Annotated in this window: 15 protein-coding genes; all 15 read left to right on the top strand. The window is 63.0% G+C overall.

All coding sequences use genetic code 11. The annotated features are described in order from the left end of the window. Positions 1-40: 40 nt before the first annotated feature. The 15 genes from H2509_RS05185 (at position 41) to rseP (ending at position 18,454) form a co-directional block, all read left to right on the top strand. The gene (locus tag H2509_RS05185) at positions 41-667 is read left to right on the top strand and encodes a hypothetical protein (RefSeq protein WP_182162983.1); all 627 of its coding nucleotides are present in this window, start codon (positions 41-43) and stop codon (positions 665-667) included. 676 nt (positions 668-1,343) lie between these two features. Beyond that, entirely contained in the window at positions 1,344-2,672 is a 1,329-nt protein-coding gene (proS, locus tag H2509_RS05190; protein WP_182162985.1) for a proline--tRNA ligase, read from the top strand. A gap of 36 nt (positions 2,673-2,708) precedes the next feature. Beyond that, the gene (locus tag H2509_RS05195) at positions 2,709-3,998 is read left to right on the top strand and encodes a lipoprotein-releasing ABC transporter permease subunit (RefSeq protein ID WP_235974696.1); all 1,290 of its coding nucleotides are present in this window, start codon (positions 2,709-2,711) and stop codon (positions 3,996-3,998) included. Then, on the top strand, positions 3,995-4,726 hold the full coding sequence (locus H2509_RS05200; RefSeq protein WP_408022664.1) for an ABC transporter ATP-binding protein: 732 nt from the start codon (positions 3,995-3,997) through the stop codon (positions 4,724-4,726). Before H2509_RS05195 ends, H2509_RS05200 begins: the two co-directional genes overlap by 4 nt. Before the next feature lie 439 nt (positions 4,727-5,165). Beyond that, complete coding sequence (gene dnaE / locus H2509_RS05205; RefSeq protein ID WP_182162987.1) at positions 5,166-8,606, top strand: DNA polymerase III subunit alpha; 3,441 nt, start codon at positions 5,166-5,168, stop codon at positions 8,604-8,606. Positions 8,607-9,063: 457 nt separating this feature from the next. Next, positions 9,064-10,098, top strand: coding sequence for a phage exclusion protein Lit family protein (locus H2509_RS05210; protein ID WP_182162989.1), 1,035 nt, complete (start codon positions 9,064-9,066; stop codon positions 10,096-10,098). Beyond that, the gene (locus tag H2509_RS05215; RefSeq protein ID WP_182162991.1) at positions 10,091-10,420 is read left to right on the top strand and encodes a hypothetical protein; all 330 of its coding nucleotides are present in this window, start codon (positions 10,091-10,093) and stop codon (positions 10,418-10,420) included. The genes H2509_RS05210 and H2509_RS05215 overlap by 8 nt, the downstream gene beginning before the upstream one ends. A 219-nt stretch (positions 10,421-10,639) precedes the next feature. Next, positions 10,640-11,416, top strand: a complete 777-nt coding sequence (rpsB, locus tag H2509_RS05220) for a 30S ribosomal protein S2 (RefSeq protein ID WP_182162993.1) — start codon at positions 10,640-10,642, stop codon at positions 11,414-11,416. Positions 11,417-11,674: 258 nt separating this feature from the next. Then, positions 11,675-12,598, top strand: a complete 924-nt coding sequence (tsf, locus tag H2509_RS05225) for a translation elongation factor Ts (RefSeq protein ID WP_182162995.1) — start codon at positions 11,675-11,677, stop codon at positions 12,596-12,598. A 195-nt stretch (positions 12,599-12,793) separates the two neighbouring features. Then, complete coding sequence (gene pyrH / locus H2509_RS05230; RefSeq protein ID WP_182162997.1) at positions 12,794-13,513, top strand: UMP kinase; 720 nt, start codon at positions 12,794-12,796, stop codon at positions 13,511-13,513. A gap of 160 nt (positions 13,514-13,673) precedes the next feature. Then, positions 13,674-14,237, top strand: coding sequence for a ribosome recycling factor (gene frr / locus H2509_RS05235; RefSeq protein ID WP_182162999.1), 564 nt, complete (start codon positions 13,674-13,676; stop codon positions 14,235-14,237). Positions 14,238-14,407: 170 nt separating this feature from the next. Continuing rightward, a complete protein-coding gene (locus tag H2509_RS05240) occupies positions 14,408-15,178 on the top strand; it encodes an isoprenyl transferase (protein WP_182163001.1) in 771 nt (256 codons plus the stop codon). Next, a complete protein-coding gene (locus tag H2509_RS05245) occupies positions 15,175-16,047 on the top strand; it encodes a phosphatidate cytidylyltransferase (protein WP_182163003.1) in 873 nt (290 codons plus the stop codon). The genes H2509_RS05240 and H2509_RS05245 overlap by 4 nt, the downstream gene beginning before the upstream one ends. A 32-nt stretch (positions 16,048-16,079) precedes the next feature. Continuing rightward, positions 16,080-17,255 (top strand): 1-deoxy-D-xylulose-5-phosphate reductoisomerase, encoded by a 1,176-nt coding sequence (locus H2509_RS05250; protein WP_182163005.1) that lies wholly within the window; start codon positions 16,080-16,082, stop codon positions 17,253-17,255. 62 nt (positions 17,256-17,317) lie between these two features. Beyond that, positions 17,318-18,454, top strand: a complete 1,137-nt coding sequence (gene rseP, locus H2509_RS05255; protein ID WP_182163007.1) for an RIP metalloprotease RseP — start codon at positions 17,318-17,320, stop codon at positions 18,452-18,454. Positions 18,455-18,462 lie beyond the last annotated feature (8 nt).

An 18,462-nucleotide genomic window follows, 5' to 3' on the forward strand; every position in this document is an offset into this window, starting at 1 on the left:
TACGCTTCTTCCCTATGGCTCATAAGGGAGGACCGTTGCCATGCATCGCGTGAAGGTATTTATGGGCGCCGCTGCGCTATTGACGAGCGTGTGTTTTGCCGCTCAGGCGCAGTCGCCGGACATGTCATTCTTCATCACCAGCCAAGGGCCGGGCGACGGAGCCAATCTGGGCGGGCTGGCCGGAGCCGATACCCATTGCCAGTCGCTTGCAGAGGCGGCCGGCGTCACCGGCAAGACTTGGCGCGCCTATCTCAGCACCTCTTCCGAAAACGCCCGCGACAGGATCGGCAGCGGCCCGTGGGCGAATGCCAAGGGTATCGTGATTGCGGCAAGCGTCGAGGAATTGCATTCGGACGCCAACGGCATCACCAAGGAAACCGGCCTTTCGGAAACGGGCGAGGTCATCAACGGCCGCGGCGACAACCCGAACCGGCATGACATCCTGACGGGCAGCAACGCGGACGGCACGGCTAATGAAAACACTTGCGGGGACTGGACGCTGAACGGCGACGGCAGTGCAATGGTCGGCCACCACGACCGCATAGGCCTGCGCGACGATGCGCCGTCCAAGTCCTGGAATTCCTCGCATCCGAGCCGCGGTTGCAGCCAGGATGCGCTTCGTGGCACGGGTGGCGACGGGCTGCTCTATTGCTTCGCGGCCAATTGATTTGCGGGTGAAACAGGAAGAATAAACAAAAAAGCAAGGCCGCGAGGCCTTGCTTTTAAAAAGTTGCGCGTCCTTAACCTTTTCACGCCTGTTGGGACGTTAATCTTCGCAAGCGGGCAGCAGCCGATAACGGCGCGCCAAAAGGTCTTTCCTCCCAAGACTCAGACCGCGATGTCTGTTATTGGCTCGGTAAGCGTTTTCACTGCCGGCCTTTGTTATGGGGAGGGAAGTTACTCCATCGAATTCCGCTTGTCATCATTTTGTGCAACTTCCGCCTAAAAAATTTGCTCTTGGCCTTTTGACGGAGGGAGATATTTTTTGACCATTCGATCAAAATGCTAAAATCCTTTTCTAATGAAGCGCTTGTGCGTGGTGTGCTGGATTCCGTAACCGGGCGGCCCGGCGGCGGTGATTTCGCGGGCAGGGCTGCAATCCTGGATTGAGCGTGTTCGCGGCCAGGATTGCACGCTGTCGCGGCTAAATCTCGCATCCGCGATTCCCCTGACCGTGGGGCTTGTGTTTTGGGGGGCGATGCGCTTTGTGTTCAAGCGCAGGAATCAGGTGGTTTCCCGTGAGGCTGAGGGATTCCTGACAGAGAGAAATTATCGCTCTTTCCGCGAGCCCGAAGCGACATCGCCGGCTTTCGGCAAGACGAACCAGCCGATGAGTGCCGCGCATGCGTCTGTCCCGATACTTCCTGCCCATCCTCAAGGAAACGCCGAAGGAAGCGGAGATCGTCTCCCACCGCCTGATGCTGCGGGCCGGGATGATCCGCCAGGAATCGGCGGGCATCTACGCGTGGTTGCCCTTGGGCTTGCGCGTGCTGCGCAAGATCGAGCGGATCGTCGAGGAAGAGCAGAACCGCTCCGGTGCGGTGCAACTGTTGATGCCGACGATCCAGGCGGCGGACCTGTGGCGCGAGAGCGGGCGCTACGACGCTTATGGCAAGGAGATGCTGCGCATCACCGACCGCCATGAGCGCGAGATGCTGTACGGTCCGACCAACGAGGAGATGATCACCGAGATCTTCCGGGCCTACATACGGTCGTACAAGGATCTGCCGCTGAATCTCTACCACATCCAGTGGAAGTTCCGTGACGAGGTGCGCCCCCGCTTCGGCATCATGCGCGGCCGCGAGTTCCTGATGAAGGATGCCTATTCTTTCGACACCGACAAGGAAGCGGCGCGCCACGCCTATAACCGCATGTTTGTCGCCTATCTCAGGACCTTCGACCGGATGGGACTGAAGGCGATCCCGATGCGCGCCGATACCGGACCGATCGGCGGCGACATGAGTCACGAGTTCATCATCCTCGCCTCGACCGGTGAGAGCGAGGTGTTCTGCAGCAAGGATATCCTTGACCTGCCGATTCCCGGCGCGGACACGGATTTTGCCTCCGACCTGACGCCGATCGTCGAGGCCTGGACGACCCCCTACGCGGCGACCGACGAGATGCACGACGAAGCCGCCTTCAATCAGGTGGCCGAGGACCGCAAGGTTTCGGCGCGCGGCATCGAGGTGGGGCATATCTTCTATTTCGGCACGAAGTATTCCGAGCCGATGAACGCGAAAGTCACCCTGTCGGATGGCTCGGAAGCCGTCGTTCACATGGGATCCTACGGCATCGGCGTGTCGCGGCTGCTTGGAGCCATCATCGAGGCGCATCACGACGACGAGGGCATCGTCTGGCCGGCTTCGGTCGCGCCATTCCATGTCGGCCTGATCAACCTGAAGCCGGGCGACGCCGCGACGGACGAGGCCTGCGCGGACTTCTACCGGCAGCTGGAAAATGCCGGCATTGAAGTTCTCTATGATGACGAGGATACTCGGGCCGGCGCGAAATTCGCCACGATGGACCTCATCGGCTTGCCCTGGCAGTTGATCGTCGGTCCGCGTGGGTTGAAGGACGGCGTCGTGGAGTTGAAGAACCGCCGCAGCGGCGAGCGCGTCTCGCTTTCGCCGCAGGAAGCGATCAACCGTCTGATCGCCGAACTGAAGGGCTGATTCTCATCTGACCCTAGCCGAGGAAACCGTCGCCCGATGAGTGCCAGCGCCGACGCCGCAAGCCAGCCGAACGGAACGAGACCCTTCGCTGCCTTCGAATGGATGATCGCCGGTCGCTACCTCCGCGCAAGGCGGCGGGAAACCTTCATCTCGGTCATTGCAGGTTTCTCCTTCGTCGGCATCATGCTGGGCGTGGCGACGCTTATCATCGTCATGGCGGTGATGAACGGCTTTCGCGGCGAGCTGCTGTCGAAGATCCTCGGCATCAACGGCCACATGCTGCTGCAGCCCATCGATTCGCCGCTCGACGATTTCGACGCGGTGGCCGCCCGGCTCGACAATGTAGACGGCGTTCGCTTCGCCATGCCCTTCGTGGAAGGACAGGCGCTGGTTTCCGGCCCTTCGGGCGCATTCGGCGGGCTGGTGCGCGGCGTGCGCGCCTCCGACCTGAGGCAGTTGCCGCTGGTGGCGGAGAACGTGCGCGCCGGAACGCTCGACGGTTTCGACGAGAGCACGTCGATTGCCATCGGCACGCGCATGGCGCAGCAGCTTGGCGTCACCGTCGGCGACACCGTGACACTCGTCAGCCCCAAGGGAAATGTCACGCCGCTGGGCGTGACGCCGCGCGTGAAGGGCTATCCGGTGACAGCGATCTTCGAGATCGGCATGTCGGAATACGACAGCACCTTCGTCTTCATGCCGCTTGAGGAAGGCCAGCGCTACTTCAACCAGGACGGCGCGGCGACCGGCATCGAGATCTTCGCGACCGATCCCGATGCCGTCGGCGAAATGCGTATTGCGGTGGAAGGCGGCGCCGGCCGGCCGGCTTTCGTCTCCGACTGGCGGCAGCGCAACGTCACCTTCTTCTCCGCGCTCGAGGTGGAGCGCAACGTGATGTTCCTGATCCTGACGCTGATCGTGCTGGTGGCGGCGCTCAACATCATCTCCGGCATGACGATGCTGGTGAAGGACAAGGGGCACGACATCGCCATCCTGCGCACGATGGGCGCGACGCGCGGCGCGATCATGCGCGTATTCGTCATCACCGGGGCCAGCATCGGCGTGGTCGGTACGATCGCGGGCTTCGTTCTCGGCTTCGTCGTCTGCCAGAACGTGGAGACGATCCGTCAGTTCATCTCCTGGCTGACCCGCACCGAGCTGTTTTCGCCGGAACTTTATTTCCTCAGCCGCCTGCCGGCGGACATGGACACGGGTGAGACGATCACTGTGGTGCTGATGGCGCTCGTGCTGTCGCTGCTTGCGACGCTTTATCCGGCATGGCGTGCGGCGCGCCTCGATCCTGTGGAGGCGCTTAGATACGAATGACCATTCAGCAGGAGGAAAACCGCTGGCAGGAGCCGATGCAGGAGGCGCATGACGCGCCGCCCCTGGAGCTCGTCGATATCCGCAAAAGCTTCAGCGAGGGGAAAGGGCGTCTCAACGTGCTGAAGGGCGCGAACCTGACGCTCTACCCGGGACAGATCGTAGCACTCGTCGCGCCGTCGGGCGCGGGCAAGTCGACCCTGCTGCAGATTGCCGGACTGCTTGAGCGACCCGACGAGGGCGAGGTCTATATCGGCGGCGTCGCCTGCGGGCGGGCCTCCGACAGCCAGCGTACGGCGATCCGGCGCAACGATATCGGCTTCGTTTATCAGTTCCACCACCTGCTGCCGGAGTTTACGGCGCTGGAAAATGTCGCCCTGCCGCAGCTGATCCGGGGACTCGACCGGAAGGAGGCGGAGGAACGCAGCCGGCAACTTCTGGGCTATATGCGGCTTTCGGAGCGTGTGACGCACCGTCCGGCCGAGCTTTCGGGTGGGGAGCGGCAGCGGGTGGCGATCGCAAGGGCCGTGGCAAACGCTCCCCGGCTGTTGCTTGCCGATGAGCCGACCGGCAATCTCGATCCGAAGACGGCCGCCTATGTGTTCGATGCATTGGTAGCGCTCGTACGGGCGTCGGGACTGGCGGCGGTGCTGGCCACTCATAACCTGGAGCTGGCCGAGCGGATGGATCGCCGTATCACGCTGGAAGACGGGTTGGTGCTGGAAATCTGACCGGCGGACGGTGGGACAGAATCGGGCAAGACGAAGCCTCAAACCCATCTATTTAGGAACTATTTACCACTTTGAACAAGAAGAACATAAGGGGGTTGTAAAAAGAACAATACGGGAACAAGATCATTTGCATCGATTGAGCAATCAGGTGGGGGATGATCATGTTCGGTTTTGCGAGAGATTTCTTCCAGGACGTCGCGGCTTTCGGATCGCTCGTTATGTTCGCAACCACGCTTGCCGTGTGGAGCGATGCCTTGATGGCGGTGTTTTGAGCTGCCCCCCTCTCTCCCGTCTTTTCCACATGCGCCTTAAAACGGTGGGCGAGTTGACGGCCGCGGTCGAAGCGGGCACCTGAATCGGGCAAGATCGATCAGGTATTTTGCCTTCTGTCCCGTCCGCGTGCGATCGATGCGGGCGGGAAAGCCTTCGGGGATGCGTGATGTCGAATGTCGGGTTTGTCCACCTCCGCACGCATTCCGCCTATTCGCTTCTTGAAGGAGCCTTGCCGCTAGGCAAGCTGATCGATCTCGCCAAGGTCGACGATCAGCCGGCCCTGGCGGTCGCCGACAGCGGCAATCTGTTCGGCGCGCTGGAATTCTCCGAGAAGGCCTGGGGCTACGGCATTCAGCCGATCGTCGGCGTGCAACTGCTCGTCGATTTCGGCGACGATGGCGTCCGCCTGCGCCGCACGCAGGAAAGGCTGAGTGAAATCGTCCTGCTCGCCCAGAGCGAGGAGGGCTATTCCAACCTCATGGACCTCGTCAGCCGGTCGTTCCTCGATACGGATCCGAGCATGCGTGCCCATGTGCCGATGGGCAGGGTGGCGGAAAAGGCGCGCGGGCTGATCGCGCTGACCGGCGGCTTTCACGGCACGGTAGGGCAGGCGGTGCTGGCGGGCGAGCAGAAGCTTGCCGAGGCGCGGCTCTCGACGCTGCTCGATGCCTTCGGCGACCGGCTTTACGTGGAGATCCAGCGTCACGGCCTGAACGAGGAGGGTGAGATCGAGCCTGGCCTTCTCGATCTGGCCTACCGGCGTGGCGTGCCGCTGGCAGCGACCAACGAACCTTTCTTTCCGGAGCGCGAGGATTATGAGGCGCATGACGCGCTGATCTGCATTTCGGAGGGCAGGGTGCTGATCGAGGACGATCGGCGCAGGCTCTCGCCGGAGCACTATTTCAAGACGCGGGCGGAAATGCAGGCGCTCTTCGCCGACCTGCCAGAGGCGACGGAAAATACCGTCGAGATCGCGCGCCGTTGCCACTATCGTCCGCTGAAGCGCAAGCCGATCCTGCCGCGCTTCGCCGGGGCCGATGCCGACGCGGAAGAAGCGGAGAAGGCGGAAGCGGCGGAACTGCGCCTCCAGGCGGAGGACGGCCTGGCCAAGCGGCTCGCCGACCACGGCACGGCGCCGGGCACGACGGAGAAGGACTACTGGGACCGGCTCGACTACGAGCTGAGCGTCATCGAGCGGATGAAGTTTCCCGGCTACTTCCTGATCGTTGCCGACTTCATCAAGTGGGCGAAGGCGCAGGATATTCCGGTCGGACCGGGGCGCGGTTCGGGCGCAGGCTCGCTGGTGGCCTGGTCGCTGACCATCACCGACCTCGATCCGATGCGCTTTGCGCTGCTGTTCGAGCGCTTCCTCAACCCGGAACGCGTGTCGATGCCAGACTTCGACATCGACTTCTGCCAGAACCGGCGCGAGGAGGTAATTCGCTACGTCCAGGAGAAATACGGCCGGGCGCAGGTGGCGCAGATCATTACCTTCGGAACGTTGCAGGCGCGAGCGGTATTGCGCGACGTCGGCCGCGTGCTGCAGATGCCTTACGGCCAGGTCGACCGGCTGTCCAAGCTGGTTCCGGCAGTGCCGGGCAAGCCGATCACGCTGGAACAGGCGATCCGCGACGAGCCGCGCCTGCAGGAAGCGCAGCGCGACGAAGAGGGCGTCGACCGGCTGCTGACCATGGCGCAGAAGCTGGAAGGCCTCTACCGGCACGCCTCCACCCATGCGGCGGGCGTTGTGATCGGCGACCGCCCGCTTGAGCAATTGGTGCCGCTCTATCGCGATCCGCGCTCCGACATGCCCGTCGCCCAGTTCAACATGAAATGGGTGGAGCAGGCCGGCCTGGTGAAATTCGACTTCCTGGGCTTGAAGACGCTGACGGTGATCGATACGGCGGTGAAGCTGATCCGCCGCAAGGGGATCGAGGTCGACATCGCCTCGTTGCCGATCGACGACGTGAAGACATACAAGATGCTGGCGGCCGGCGAGACGGTCGGCGTGTTCCAGCTTGAAAGTCAGGGCATGCGCCGGGCGATCGCCGGCATGAAGCCGGATCGTTTCGAGGATATCGTGGCGCTGGTGGCGCTCTACCGTCCGGGCCCGATGGACAATATCCCGGTCTATAACGCGGTGAAGCATGGCGAGCAGGAGCCGGACTACCTGCATCCGCTGCTCGAGCCGATCCTGAAGGAGACGAACGGCATCATCGTCTACCAGGAGCAGGTGATGCAGATCGCGCAGGTTCTGTCGGGCTATTCGCTCGGCGAAGCCGACCTGCTGCGCCGCGCCATGGGCAAGAAGATCGCCTCGGAAATGGAGGTGCAGCGCGCCCGCTTCGTCGATGGCGCGGTCGAGCGCGGCGTCGACAAGGAACAGGCCGGAACGATCTTCGACCTGGTGGCGAAATTCGCGAATTACGGCTTCAACAAATCGCATGCCGCCGCCTATGCGCTCGTCTCCTATCAGACGGCGTGGCTGAAGGCGAACCATCCGGTGGAGTTCATGGCCGCGTCCATGACGCTCGACCTTGGCAACACGGACAAGCTGAACGACTTCTGCCAGGAGGCGCGGCGTATGGGGATCTCCGTGCTGCCGCCTTCCGTCAACCGCTCCGGCGTGCATTTCGAGGTGGAGGACGGCAAGATCCGCTATGCGCTCGGTGCGATCAAGGGCGTCGGGGAACAGGCGGTGGAGCATATCGTCGAGGCGCGGGCGGCGAACCGCTTCGCCAATGTCGGGGATTTCGCGCGCCGCATTAGCGCCAGGCAGGTCAACAAGCGGACGCTGGAAAATCTTGCCGCCGCTGGCGCCTTTGACGATCTGGAGCGCAACCGCGCCCGCCTGATTGAAGGCCTCGATCGGATCGTGGCGGTAGCGCAGCGGACCGAGGAGGATGCCTTTTCCGGTCAGGGCAACATGTTCGGGGGGGCGGAGGATATCGAGCCCTTCAACCTGCCGGACTGCCAGCCCTGGCTGCCGGAAGACCAGTTACAGCGCGAACACGCGGCAGTCGGCTTCTATCTATCGGCTCATCCGCTCGACGAATATGCCGCGCTGCTGAAGCGGATGCGGGTGCAGATGTGGGCGGATTTCCAGGTGGCGGTCAAGAACGGCGCCGCGGCGGGGCGGCTTGCCGGTACGGTGGTCGCCCGCCAGGAGCGCAAGACCCGCTCCGGCAGCCGCATGGGTATCGTCCGCCTTTCGGACCCGACCGGGCAATACGAGGCGCTGCTCTTCTCCGAGGCTCTGCACCAGTTTCGCGACCAGCTGGAGCCCGGACGTTCCGTCGTGCTGTTGGTGGGCGCGGATATGCGCGACGACGAGCCGAGCCTCCGCATCCAGGCGGTGGATCCGCTGGAGAAGGCGGCGGAGCGCGTGCAGAAGAACCTCACGGTTTTCGTTCGCGACGGCAATGCGGCCGGCAGTCTGTCGCGCCATCTGAAGGACAGGGGCGATGGCGACGTCAGCGTCGTCGTGCTTCTCGACGGCGGCCAGCGCGAGGTGGAGGTCAGGCTTCCCGGCCGCTACCGGCTCTCGCCGCAGATAGCCGGCGCGGTGAAGGCCATTCCGGGCGTGGTCGAAGTGCAGATGGCGTAACGGAGCGAGGACCGGCAGCCGTCCGCTCCGATTCAGGTGCCATATCCGCAATTGGGCAGAAGTACCTGGTGAACAGCAGCGTAAACGAGTGAAGCGCCTCACAAATTGTGGCCTCCGACGCGACGCGTCGCAAAGTGTAGCCGCGCCAAGCTCCATTGAGGCGCGCGACTGCAAATTGCCATTTTCGTTTTTAGGAAATTTACGATAGGGTATTCAGGTTGAAGTCAACTTGATTTGCTTTGGCATTGGGGGATTCGACAGAGAAATCTTCCGATGTTGCCGGAATGTGGTGGGTCGTGTGGGCGGTGAGATTAATTGAAAGAAGTGACTACTTTGTTTTTCTTGAGATTGAACGAAATGACGACTTCCGGTTCGATGGCGTCAGCTTGAGAAAAACCGGCCAGCCTGCGAAACCTGCCAGATAAGAGAAGGACGGTCCAGCCAGAGCGGGGGCGGCATGGATGCGCGCATTGCACAGCGGCGTCTCGGCAGGCATCAACTCAGCGGCTTTCGCCGTGAGGTGATCCGGCGGATGTGGCGGGCGGAAGTCTCGCCGGAAGGTCTTTGGGCGCGGCCGACATTCGCGTTCGCCGCCGATGACCTCCCGGACCATCTGCGGGAACTTCTGGTCGGCCTTGATGCTGACGATCCGGTCCACGCGAGGATCGCTCAAGGCTGGATAGGCCTGTCTCCGGCCACCAACCCGGACTATGGCGACATTCTTCAGATCGTTCAGGGGATACTCGCCCATTGCGGGGTCAGTCAGCCGCTTCCGGCAAGCGGTCTCAGTTTCCATACAACATTCGACGCCGGCTTTTTTCGGGGACCCGTTTTCGGCCTCGGTTCCTTCATCAGCCTGAGCATCGGCCTGCTGCAATCGCTCGATGTCCTGAACGAATGGGTACTCGGCGCCTCCGATATTCATTTCGGTGCCATGACGCATGTGGCTGCGCTCGAGCAGGCCTATCTCGACGCGACCTTCCATGCGCTTCCCTTCATGCTGGGCCTGACGGCTGACATCCATGGCGAGGGCGGGGAGGCAGCCTTTCGGGCGGTCGTCATGGAAGAAACTCCGGGCTTTGACCGATATGCCCGCATGGGCCATATGATCGCGAAGACCCAGAAGGTCTGGATCGTGCTCCACGAGGTCGCCCATTGGCATCTCGGGCACCGGCGCATGAGCGGCATGGGTTCGCACCGCCAGGAATACGAAGCCGACCGGCAAGCCCTGCTATGGCTGCTGGACTGTGAAGCGGCGGAGGGCGTGCTTGAGAACAATGTTCCAAGCGAAGTGGCGATACCCACGCTCTTCGACCTTCTGCGCTGCGCGGAAGGCCTCCATCCATTCGAGAGCGATACCCATCCGACATACGCCGACCGATGGAGCCGGATTGCCGAAACGGCGGAAGTTCGTGCCCGTTGGGGTCCTATTGCCTTCGATCCGCAAATCTTCACCTACCTCTCCCGCGAAATGGAGGCGCGACATGAATGATCTGGCTTTCTTCGAACCCAATTCGGTACTGACGGCGGGAGGCGCGTCCTTCGTCATCCAGCTTGTCGCGAACACGCTGGCCCAATTCGGCGTGGGGCAACGCTGGACTGCCGGTCTCCTGTCGCTGGTGCTTGCGGGCCTAAACGCCGATCCGCAACTGAACGTCGCCTGGCTCATCCTGATGACGGTCATCAATGCCTGCTTCCTGTTTTGCACGGCGCTGGGGCTGAGCCAGTCGTTCAGGCAGGTCGGCGGTGGAGGTCTTGGTTTCGGCGCCACGCGGGATACGGCCTGGACGCGCTTTTTCAGCTCCTGGTTCTGACCTCCGGGTGGCATGGCAGCGGCTTCAGGGCGGTATTTCATGGCATTGGCGTCGGAGAACGCCGGCATGGACTTGAATTGGCGCGCGGCGGCGCTTATAAGGCGCGCATTCCACACGCAGGGCCGGTATCGCGGAAACGCGAGATCCATCCGGTGAAAGCACGGCAGATGCCGTTGCGCCCTGCGGAGGTTCAACCGGAAAAACAGGAGTTGCAAGGCTATGGCCCTGCCCGATTTCACTATGCGCCAACTGCTTGAAGCAGGCGTGCATTTCGGTCACCAGAAGCACCGCTGGAACCCGAAGATGGGTCAGTACATCTTCGGCGTGCGCAACAATATCCACATCATCGATCTCGCTCAGTCGGTGCCGATGCTGCACCAGGCGCTGAAAGCGGTGTCGGATACGGTTGCCGCCGGTGGCCGCGTTCTGCTCGTCGGCACGAAACGCCAGGCCCAGGAAGCGGTCGCCGAAGCGGCCCGCCGCTCGGCCCAGTACTATGTCAACGCCCGCTGGCTCGGCGGCATGCTGACCAACTGGAAGACGATTTCCCAGTCGATCCAGCGGCTGCGCAAGCTGGAAGAGCTGCTCGGCAACGAGAACAGCGGCCTGACCAAGAAGGAACGCCTGTTCCTGAGCCGCGAGCGCGAAAAGCTCGAGCGCAACCTTGGCGGCATCAAGGACATGGGCGGTCTGCCCGACCTGATCTTCATCATCGACACCAACCGCGAGGCGATCGCCATCCAGGAGGCTCGCCGCCTTGGGATCCCGGTTGCCGCGGTCGTCGATTCCAACTGCGATCCGGACGGCATCAACTATCCGGTTCCCGGCAATGACGACGCCGGTCGCGCCATCACGCTCTATTGCGACCTCATCGCCCGCGCCGCCATCGACGGCATTGCGCGTGCCCAGGGCAGCATGGGCGTCGACGTCGGAGCTTCCGAGGAAGCTCCGGTCGAGCCGGCCCTGGCCGACGAAGGTGAGGCCGCTGCCGAATAAAGCAGGACAGCCGGCCGAGGCGGCGGACAGTCGCCCGGCCGGAAGCCTTGCCGAAGTCATCCGGTCGTCATGGCCTTTTGTCATGCGAGGATGGCTGGTGGAGTTTCCGGGATTCGCGCCAACGGCGTTTCGCGCGGCGCGGTCCTGTTTCAAGAGCATGACCATCGCGAACAGCCTCCGGTAACGGTGGCCGATGGTCGGGGGCGGACCGAGTCCGCCCGTTTCATTCCAACAGATAACCCATCAACGAGGCGATCGATGAGCATTACCGCAGCGATGGTAAAAGAGCTTCGCGAGACGACCGGCGCGGGCATGATGGACTGCAAGGCAGCCCTGAACGAGACCGGCGGCAATATGGAAGCGGCCATCGACTGGCTGCGCGCCAAGGGCCTTTCCAAGGCCGCCAAGAAGGCGAGCCGCGTGGCGGCAGAGGGCCTGGTCGGCGTCGTCGGCGCCGGCAACAAGGCGGCCGTGATCGAGCTGAATTCCGAAACCGACTTCGTGGCGCGCAACGAGGGCTTCCAGAAGCTCGTTCGTGGCGTTGCGGAAGCGGCCCTTGCGTCGGACGGCGACATCGCCAAGCTGAACGCCACCACCTTCCCGGGCGGTTCGCGCACCGTCGAAGACGAGATCAAGGAATCCATCGCGACCATAGGCGAGAACATGACGCTGCGCCGTTGTGCGGTGCTTGAAGTCTCCGAGGGCGTGGTTGCCACCTACATCCACTCTTCGATTGCTGAAAACCTCGGCAAGATCGGGGTCCTGGTTGCCGTCGAATCCTCGGGCGACAAGGACAAGCTCAACGACTTCGGCCGCAAGGTCGCGATGCACGTCGCCGCGACGAGCCCGCTGGCCCTGCAGACCGACGAGCTGGATCCGGCCGTCGTCGAGCGCGAGCGTTCGATCTTCATCGAGCAGGCCCGGGAGTCCGGCAAGCCGGAGAATATCATCGAGAAGATGGTGGAAGGCCGCCTGCGCAAGTTCTACGAGGAAGTCACGCTGCTGAAGCAGGCTTTCGTGATCGACCCGGACAACACGGTCGAGAAGGCGGCCGAGAACCTGGCGAAGGAACTCGGCACGCCGGTCACGATCAAGGGCTTTGCCCGCTTCGCTCTCGGCGAGGGCATCCAGAAAGAGGAAACCGATTTCGCCGCCGAAGTGGCGGCGGCAGCGGGTCACTGAAGCGAAAAGGCGTCGGATCATCCGGCGCCTTTTTTCTTTGTCTGACATTTTGTGGGGACAGGCGCGGGCAAGGTTCTTGTACCCGCGCTTTTTCACGAATAGGGCAGGGGCCGACAAATATCGGGCTGCCGCAAACGCGCCCGAATGGCCTATAAGCTGATAATCAAACCGAGCGTCGATGGGTGGGTGAGTGACATGACCAGTAAGCTTCGCTGGCGACGGGTTCTCGTGAAGCTGTCGGGGGAGGCCCTCATGGGAGGGCAGGATTTCGGCATCGACCCGGCAACGGTCGACCGTGTGGCGAATGAGATCGCGGAGGCCGTCCGGCTGGGAGCCCAGGTCGGCGTCGTGGTCGGCGGCGGCAATATCTTCCGCGGCGTGGCGGTGGCGGCCAAGGGCGGCAACCGCGTAACCGGCGACCACATGGGCATGCTGGCGACGGTGATGAACAGCCTGACGCTAGCCGACGCCCTGCGGCGCCTCGGCGTCCCGGCCCGTGTGCTTTCGGCCGTTCCGGTGCCTTCCATCTGCGAGACATTCACCCAGCGCGGCGCGGACCGCTATATGGAAGACGGCGACGTTATCGTTTTCGCCGGCGGCACGGGAAACCCGTTCTTCACCACCGACAGCGGCGCTGCACTGCGCGCGGCGGAAATGCGCTGCGACGCGTTCCTGAAAGGGACAAGCGTCGACGGCGTCTATTCCGAGGATCCGAAGATCAACCCGGACGCGGAACGCTATGAAACGCTGACGCCGCAGCAGGTGCTGGAGCGCGGGCTGAAGGTGATGGATGCGACGGCGATAGCGCTTGCCCGCGACAACTCGATCCCCGTCATCGTGTTTTCGATCCGCACGCCGGGTGCGCTGGTGGACGTGATGAACGGCGAGGGCCGTTATACGGTCATTCACGGCTGAAGGGCTGCTCGCCAGCTGCATGCCCCGTTCAATTCTTTTGCCGGAATGCCTGACGCGCCTCGATATTCCGGCTATATGACTACACGAAGAATTCGCTAGAACTGGCGATCGAATCCGCTGCTGAGACAACGCGGCGGCAATAAGAACGCAGGAGAAGAAAATGGCCGAACAGGATGTCGACTACGACGATCTTCAGCGCCGGATGAACGGAGCGCTCGGCGTATTGAAGACCGAACTTGCGGGTCTGCGGACGGGCCGTGCCTCGTCGAGCATGCTCGATCCGATCCAGGTCGATGCCTATGGTTCGATGATGCCGCTGAACCAGGTAGCGACCGTAAGTGTGCCAGAACCGCGCATGATATCTGTGCAGGTCTGGGATCGCAGCATGGTCGGCAAGGTGGAGCGCGCGATCCGCGATTCCAATCTCGGCCTCAATCCCGTGGTCGATGGCCAGAACCTGCGCCTGCCGGTGCCGGAATTGAACCAGGAGCGCCGCCAGGAACTGATCAAGGTCGCGCATAAATATGCCGAGCAGGCCCGCGTGGCCGTGCGTCATGTGCGCCGGGACGGCATGGATCTCTCCAAGAAGCTGGAAAAGGATGGTGCGCTCAGCCAGGACGAGAGCCGGGTCGCTTCCGACAAGATCCAGAAGATGACCGACGAGATGATCGCGGAAGTCGATGCGATGCTGGCGCGCAAGGAGCAGGAAATCTCCCAAGTCTGACGGCTAAACGCGGCGAAATCGACGGCGGACAGAGGCTTTGCCTCGTCTTGCCGCTCGCAATTTCGCCGTTTCGTCATGATGATAGGGATGCGATTCGAATCCTGGCCTTGCGGCTCGCGACCGTTCGGGCCTCATCGGGCCCGCAAGCGGGGCCGTAGCGGGAGAAGGCAATGACGGCGAGCGTGCAGCGAGAAGCCCTCTCCGGAGTACATCCGCACGAACGGGCAGCTTTTCCGCGGCACGTCGCCATTATCATGGACGGCAATGGCCGCTGGGCAAAGGAGCGCGGGCTGCCGCGCACCGAAGGCCATCGCCAGGGCGTGGAAACGCTGCGCAGGATCGTCCGCCACGCCGCGAAGCTCGGCATCTCCTGCCTGACGCTTTACAGTTTCTCCTCCGAAAACTGGACCCGGCCGGAAGCGGAAGTCAGCTTCCTCATGGGCCTGCTGCAGCGTTTCGTGCGTCGGGATCTGGCAGAGCTGGTAAAGGCCAACATCAAGGTCAGGGTGATCGGGTCACGCGAGGGCCTGTCGCCGTCGATCGCAAGCCTGCTGGACGAAGCGGAAGCGGCCACGCGCGGTAACAGCGGCATGGAGCTGGTTGTTGCCTTCAATTATGGCGCGCGCGACGAACTGACCCGTGCGATGCGGAAGATTGCGGCGGACGTGGCGGCCGGCCGGCTCGATCCGGCGAAGATTGACGAGAGCGTCATTGCAAGTCGCCTCGACACGGCCGACCTGCCGGATCCGGATCTTATCATCCGCACCAGCGGCGAGCAGCGGCTCTCGAATTTCCTTTTGTGGCAGGCGGCTTACGCCGAATTCTTCTTCCCCCGGTTCAACTGGCCTGATTTTGACGAGAAGGCCTTCGACGAAGCGCTTTCCGTCTTTGCCGCGCGCGACCGGCGCTATGGCGGGCTTTCGCAAAAGGCTGACGCATGAGCGGGGAGGCAGGGGCCGGATTGCCGGATGGCTCGCCGGCCGGCGGCATGTCGAACCTGCGTCTCAGGGTGCTTTCGGCGCTGGTGCTGGGGCCGCTGGCACTGGCGGCGATCTGGTTCGGAGGGGTCGCTTTTGCCGCCTTTGTCGGCGTCACCACGATCCTGCTGCTGCATGAATGGTTGACGATCGTCGGCGCCAACCGGCTGAAGGCGGACACGGCGATCGCCTATGCGGCGGCATTTGCCGCGCTGCTGGCGGTGGCATTCGGCGAAGTCGGGATCGCCTTCGCGCTGGTGCTGGCTGGAGGGGCGGCCACCTTCCTCTTCGGGCTTAGGTCCGATGGCGGACGCTGGGTGGCCGAGGGGGTGCTCTACGCCGGACTGACGGGCGTGACTTTGATTGCGCTGAGGGACGGCGAATACGGGCTCGTCTCGGTGGCGTATCTCTTCCTGCTGGTCTGGGCGACGGACATTGCTGCCTATTTTGTCGGGCGGTCGCTTGGCGGTCCGAAATTGTGGCCCCGCGTGTCGCCGAAGAAGACTTGGAGCGGCGCGACCGGCGGAGCAGCGGCTGCAATGCTGATCGGCCTGGCAGGCGGGCTGTCCGCGGGCAGCTTCGGGCTGGCGGCGTGGCTTGCCGCGTCGGTGATCCTCTCCATTTTCTCGCAGGTCGGCGATCTGTTCGAGTCGGCGGTGAAACGGCATTTCGGAGTCAAGGATTCCGGGCGCATCATCCCCGGTCACGGTGGCGTCATGGACCGCGTCGACGGGATTGTCGGTGCGGCCGTCCTCGGCTATGCGCTGGCAAGCCTCGTGACGGGTTCGATTTCCGATCCGGTCGCGGGCCTCGTCGAGGCTTATGCCCGCTAGAAAAGCGTCTCCAGAATTTCAGGGTTACTTTCATGGGCAATGACGGCCAGCTCAATCTCAGCATCCTCGGAGCGACGGGCTCGGTCGGCCAGAACACGCTCGACATCGTGCTGCGTGCGCCGGAGCGCTTCTCGGTGGTGGCGCTAACGGCAAACCGCAACGCCAGGGGTCTTGCCGAAGCCGCGAAGCGGACGGGCGCGCGAATGGCGGTGGTTGCCGATCCCGAGGCCTATGGCGAGCTGAAGGAACTGCTTTCGGGGACGGGAATCGCGGTCGCCGCCGGCGACGAGGCGGTGGAAGAGGCGGCGGTACTTGACGCCGGCATGGTAGTCGCTGCCATCGTAGGAGCCGCTGGTCTCAGGCCGACGCTAGCCGCCGTCAGGCGCGGGAAGGCGATCGCGCTTGCCAACAAGGAATGCCTCGTCTGTGCCGGCAGGCTGTTCATGCAGGCGGCTGCGAATGCGAATGCCACGATCCTGCCGATGGATTCCGAGCACAATGCGATCTTCCAGGTTCTGGAACCGGGCAATGTGGACGAGGTGGAGAAGATCGTGCTGACCGCCTCGGGCGGCCCGTTTCGCACCGCAAGCCTGGAGGAAATGCGGACCGCGACGCCGCAGCAGGCGCTGAAACACCCGAACTGGGACATGGGTCGGCGTATCTCCATCGACAGCGCCACTATGATGAACAAGGGTTTCGAGGTGATCGAGGCCCATCACCTCTATGCCATGGAGGCCGCACGGCTGGACGTGCTGGTGCATCCGCAATCGGTGGTGCACGGGCTGGTGCAGTATCGCGATGGCTCGCTGCTCGCCCAGCTCGGCACTCCCGACATGCGCACGCCGATCTCCCATTGTCTGGCCTGGCCGAAGCGGATGGAACTTCCGGCCGCGCGCCTTGATCTCGCCGCATTGGCGACGCTCACCTTCGAGGCGCCCGACCCGGTGCGATTCCCGGCCCTGCCGCTCGCCTACCGGGCGATGGAGATGGGGACCGGCGCGACGGCGGCGCTCAATGCGGCGGACGAGATTGCGGTGGATGCTTTCCTGGATTGTCGTATCGGTTTCCTTGATATTGCAGCAACTTGCGAGAAAGTCCTGGAGACGCTGGACGGCGAGGGGATGCTGGCGGAACCCGCCTCCGTCGCCGAGGTCATGGCGATCGACGGGCGTGCGCGTCAAATTGCCCGTGAACGCACGGGACTTTGACCCGGCAAGTACTTATTTATTGGTGATGATGACAATCACGCCTGACCGGACGGGGTAGGACCATGGAAATGCTTCAGACGATCTTCGGCTCGGCATTCGGGTATATCCTGCCGTTTCTCTTCGTGCTGACGGTCGTGGTGTTCTTCCACGAACTCGGCCACTTTCTCGTCGCGCGCTGGTGCGGTGTAAAGGTGCTGGCCTTTTCGGTGGGGTTCGGGCCGGAGCTCTTCGGCAAGACCGACCGCAAGGGGACGCGCTGGAAGCTTTGTGCGATTCCGCTGGGCGGCTACGTGAAGTTCTCCGGCGACGAAAATGCCGCGAGCGTACCGGATCGCGGCGCGCTGGAGGCGATGAGCGAGGACGAGCGCAAGGGCGCCTTCCTGGGCAAGAACGTCTGGCAGCGTGCCGCCGTGGTTGCGGCTGGCCCGATCGCGAACTTCCTGCTTTCCATCGTCATTTTCGCCGCGCTCTTCGGCTTTCTGGGCCGCTCGGAAATCGCGCCGCGCGTCGATGCGGTGCAGCCCGGCAGCGCCGCGGAGTTTGCGGGCCTGCAACCGGGCGACCTCATCCTGCAGATCGACGGCCGCTCGATCGACACGTTTTCCGACCTTCAGCGGATCGTGACGGCAAGTGCCGACCTGCCGCTCGAGGTCACCCTCGACCGGGACGGCGAGGTCGTCACGGTGACGGCAACGCCGCAGCTTCGCGAGGTGAAGGATCCGTTCGGCAACGCTCAGAGGATCGGCCTTCTTGGCGTACAGAGCAGCCCGAAGCCGGAGGATGTCGTTTATCGCAGCTATGGTCCGCTCGAAGCCCTCTCGGAAGGCACGAAGGAAACCTGGTTCGTGGTCGAGAGGACCGGAAGTTATGTGGCGGGGATGATCTCTGGGCGGGAATCGACCGATCAGCTTGGCGGACCGATCCGGGTTGCGCAGGTGTCGGGACAGGTGGCGACGCTCGGTTTCGCAGCCCTGCTGAACCTTACAGCAATCCTTTCCGTCAGCATCGGCTTGCTTAACCTGTTGCCGATTCCCATGCTCGACGGCGGCCATCTGCTGTTCTACGCGGCGGAAGCGATCCGAGGCCGGCCCCTGAGCGAAAGGGTGCAGGATTTCGGCTTCCGGATCGGTATCGCGATCGTGCTGATGTTGATGATTTTCGCTACCTGGAACGACGTGATGCACCTGACTTCACTGTGACATTGGAC

This window comes from Stappia albiluteola, assembly GCF_014050225.1.
GTDB classification, from domain to species: domain Bacteria; phylum Pseudomonadota; class Alphaproteobacteria; order Rhizobiales; family Stappiaceae; genus Hongsoonwoonella; species Hongsoonwoonella albiluteola.

What these genes read in the sequence shown, in the direction of transcription:
- H2509_RS05185 (WP_182162983.1), top strand. Translation starts at nt 41, where the DNA reads ATGCATCGCGTGAAGGTATTTATGGGCGCCGCTGCGCTATTGACGAGC.
- proS (WP_182162985.1), top strand. Translation starts at nt 1,344, where the DNA reads ATGCGTCTGTCCCGATACTTCCTGCCCATCCTCAAGGAAACGCCGAAG.
- H2509_RS05195 (WP_235974696.1), top strand. Translation starts at nt 2,709, where the DNA reads ATGAGTGCCAGCGCCGACGCCGCAAGCCAGCCGAACGGAACGAGACCC.
- H2509_RS05200 (WP_408022664.1), top strand. Translation starts at nt 3,995, where the DNA reads ATGACCATTCAGCAGGAGGAAAACCGCTGGCAGGAGCCGATGCAGGAG.
- dnaE (WP_182162987.1), top strand. Translation starts at nt 5,166, where the DNA reads ATGTCGAATGTCGGGTTTGTCCACCTCCGCACGCATTCCGCCTATTCG.
- H2509_RS05210 (WP_182162989.1), top strand. Translation starts at nt 9,064, where the DNA reads ATGGATGCGCGCATTGCACAGCGGCGTCTCGGCAGGCATCAACTCAGC.
- H2509_RS05215 (WP_182162991.1), top strand. Translation starts at nt 10,091, where the DNA reads ATGAATGATCTGGCTTTCTTCGAACCCAATTCGGTACTGACGGCGGGA.
- rpsB (WP_182162993.1), top strand. Translation starts at nt 10,640, where the DNA reads ATGGCCCTGCCCGATTTCACTATGCGCCAACTGCTTGAAGCAGGCGTG.
- tsf (WP_182162995.1), top strand. Translation starts at nt 11,675, where the DNA reads ATGAGCATTACCGCAGCGATGGTAAAAGAGCTTCGCGAGACGACCGGC.
- pyrH (WP_182162997.1), top strand. Translation starts at nt 12,794, where the DNA reads ATGACCAGTAAGCTTCGCTGGCGACGGGTTCTCGTGAAGCTGTCGGGG.
- frr (WP_182162999.1), top strand. Translation starts at nt 13,674, where the DNA reads ATGGCCGAACAGGATGTCGACTACGACGATCTTCAGCGCCGGATGAAC.
- H2509_RS05240 (WP_182163001.1), top strand. Translation starts at nt 14,408, where the DNA reads ATGACGGCGAGCGTGCAGCGAGAAGCCCTCTCCGGAGTACATCCGCAC.
- H2509_RS05245 (WP_182163003.1), top strand. Translation starts at nt 15,175, where the DNA reads ATGAGCGGGGAGGCAGGGGCCGGATTGCCGGATGGCTCGCCGGCCGGC.
- H2509_RS05250 (WP_182163005.1), top strand. Translation starts at nt 16,080, where the DNA reads ATGGGCAATGACGGCCAGCTCAATCTCAGCATCCTCGGAGCGACGGGC.
- rseP (WP_182163007.1), top strand. Translation starts at nt 17,318, where the DNA reads ATGGAAATGCTTCAGACGATCTTCGGCTCGGCATTCGGGTATATCCTG.